This window comes from Streptomyces sp. CC53 (assembly GCF_001865245.1).
GTDB lineage: Bacteria > Actinomycetota > Actinomycetes > Streptomycetales > Streptomycetaceae > Streptomyces.
The window spans coordinates 28,753-31,618 of sequence record NZ_MKXB01000026.1; the positions used below are offsets into that span (position 1 = coordinate 28,753).

The following is a 2,866-nucleotide window of genomic DNA, read 5'->3' on the forward strand; positions in this document are numbered from 1 at the left end:
GTACGCCTTGTCGGCGCGGAGCTTGCCAGGGCGGCGTCGGCGTGGTCCGCGGCGGGAGCGGATGGCGGGTATGCCGCGGATCAGCGGCTTGAAGGCGAGGCTGTCGTGGGTGTTCGCGGCGGACACGGCGACGGCCAGGGGGATGCCCCGGGCCTCGGACAGTACGTGCAGCTTGCTGCCCTTCTTGCCGCGATCGACCGGGTTCGGCCCGGTCAGCGCACCCCCCTTCTCGCCCGCACCGAGGCGGCGTCGACGATCTCGGAGGTCCAGTCCAGCTCGCCCCGGGCGCCGAGCTCGTCCAGGACCACGCGGTGCAGCCGCCGCCACAGCCCCACTCTCGTCCACGCGGTGAACCGGCGGTGCGCGGTGGCGGGCGAGACACCGAACGTCTCCGGAAGATGCCGCCAGGCACACCCGCTGGTCAGGACGTACACCACCGCAGTGAACACAGCCCGCTCGTCACGTGGAGCGGTCCCGCCGCCCTGCGGACGGGACTTGAACGACGGCGGCAACGGGGCGACCAGCTCCCACAGGCCATCAGGAACCAGCCGCTGCGACAGATCAGCACCCACGACCAGCATCATGCCGCACAGACATCACGCCACGTGAGACATCCTCCAAGTGAATTCGGGTGAGAGTCGCAGTGAGTATCGCTGCGGCTGCCGTGGCATTCGGTGTTATCGGTGCCGCGCCGGCACAGAGTCCGGCGGCCCGGGGCGACGTGCCCGGGCGCGGTGGGGGCGGCGGTCGGCCCGCCGCGCGGGGATGGGGGACGACGGCCCCCGTGGCGGCGGGGTCCGGGGTGCGGCCGGGCGGGGTTCAGCGCGAGGGCCCCCGGTTCGCGAGGGCCGGGGCCAGCGTGTGGAGGCGCAGGGCGAGCTGGATCTCCAGGGCGCGGTCGGGGGACTGCCAGTCCTGGCCCAGCAGGTGGGCCACGCGTTCGAGGCGCTGCGCGACGGTGTTGACGTGGACGTGCAGCAGGTCCTTGGTGCGGGCGGGGCTCATGCCGCTGTCGAAGTACGCCCGCAGGGTGCGGACCAGCTCGGTGCCGCGGCGGCGGTCGTAGGCGGCGACCCGGCCGATCGTCCGCTCGACGAAGCCGTCGATGTCCCGCGTGTCGGCCAGCAGCAGCCCGAGGAAGCCCAGGTCGGCGGCCGCCCCGCCCTCTCCCGTGCGGCCCAGCAGGGTGAGGGCGTCCACGCAGCGGCGGGCCTCCGCGTAGGCGGGGGCTATCGCACCCGGGTCATCGGCGGGGGCGCCGACGGGCGACGAGCCGCCCACCGTGACCGGCTCGTGGAGGGCTCCGCCCAGGTGGCGGGCCGTCATGCGGGCCAGGCCGGCGGGGGTGTCGCCCGGGGCCAGGGGGAGGAGCAGGACCGTGCCGCCGTCACGGGCCGACGCGAGGCCCCTCCGGGTGGCGGCCAGGTGGGTGGCGGCGGACCACAGGCGCCGGCGGTCGGCGCCGGTGCCGTCCTTGGCCGGGGTTCCACCGCGGTCACCCGGGGGAGCCGGTTGCCGTCCGAGTCGGGCCGCGAGGACGACGTGCGGGGCGTCGAAGTCGGCGCGGAGGCGCGCGGCGCGTTCCCTGAGGAGTCTGCGGTCGCGGTCCGGCGCGTCGATGAGGTCGTCCAGCAGCTCGCCCCGCACCCGCTGTTCGGCCTCGCCGGCGGAGCGGTCCGCGAGCAGCAGCAGGGACGTCACCATCGCGGCGCGCTCCAGGGTGCGCCGGTCGACCGGGTCGAGGTCCGCGTCGCCGTGCAGGACGAGCGCGCCGAACACCTCGCCGCCCGCCGTCACGGCCGCGACCCAGGCGTCACCGTCGCGCACGGCCCTGCCGTCCGCCGCCCCGGCGGGGGGCGCGGCGTCGGTGAACGCGACGGCGCCTCCGAGGACGTGGGACACGGCGGTCGTCACGTCGTCGACGCCGCCGCCGCGCAGCACCAGTTCGGTGAGCCGGTCGTGGACCTCCGAGGCCCGCTCGATGACCGCGCTGCGGTCGCGGATGATGGCGTTGGCCCGTTCCAGTCCGGTGAGCGCGCTGCGGGTCTCCGCAAGGAGGTTGGCCGTGTCCAGCGCGACGGCCGCGTGCGCCGCGAACGAGCCGAGCAAGGCGATCTGCTCCCGCTCGAAGACCCGGGCCCTGCGGTCCGCCGCGAACAGCACGCCGATGACCTGGCTGCCGAGGGTGAGCGGCACGCCGAGGATGGCGACCAGTCCCTCGTCGCGCACGCCCGCGTCGATGGAGCGGGTGTGCCGGAACCGTTCGTCGTCGAAGTAGCTGTCCGTCACGTACGGCCGGGCGGTCTGTGCGACCAGCCCGCCGAGCCCCTCCCCCATGCCGAGGCGCAGTTGCTGGAAGCGCGCGGAGACGGACCCGTCGGTCACCCGCATGTACGTGTCGCCGCGCACCGGGTCGTTGAGGCTCAGGTAGGCGACCTCGGTGCGGAGCAGGGAGCGGGCGCGCTGCACGATGGCGCGCAGCACCGCGTCCAGGTCGCGCAGGCCCGCCAGGTCGTGGGCCGTCTCGAACAGTGCCGCCAGCTCGGCCTCGCGGCGCCGCCGGCCCTCCAGTTCCGCCCGTACCCGCAGGGCGAGCCGCTTGGCCTGTTCGAGGTCCGCGAGGACGGCGGGTGCCGCCCCGCCGGCCCGGGCGCGCGCCACGGGCCGGTCGTACGCGTCCACGGCCGCGCCCCGTGCGAGCAGGTCGAGGTAGGAGGCGTAGGGGGCTGCGGTGGCCCCGTCGGGCGTCACGGGTTCTTCGGGCATGGCCACAGGGATACCTGCCCGGCCCGCGTCTGACCAGGCCCGGGGACGGGCCGGCACAGGTGCTCGCCGGGGACGGGCGGCGGCGGGCGGCCTCGGCAGC

At 75.6% G+C, this 2,866-nt stretch carries 1 protein-coding gene and 1 pseudogene; both read right to left on the minus strand.

Annotation, left to right across the window (positions count from 1 at the left end):
* A pseudogene (locus BJP40_RS36170) lies at positions 1-581 on the minus strand (IS5 family transposase); the annotation flags it as partial.
* 238 nt (positions 582-819) lie between these two features.
* On the minus strand, positions 820-2,766 hold the full coding sequence (locus BJP40_RS02315; protein ID WP_071278227.1) for a GAF domain-containing protein: 1,947 nt from the start codon (positions 2,764-2,766) through the stop codon (positions 820-822).
* Positions 2,767-2,866 lie beyond the last annotated feature (100 nt).

Coding starts and splice junctions, on each gene's coding strand:
- BJP40_RS02315 (WP_071278227.1), bottom strand. CDS start 2,766: ATGCCCGAAGAACCCGTGACGCCCGACGGGGCCACCGCAGCCCCCTAC.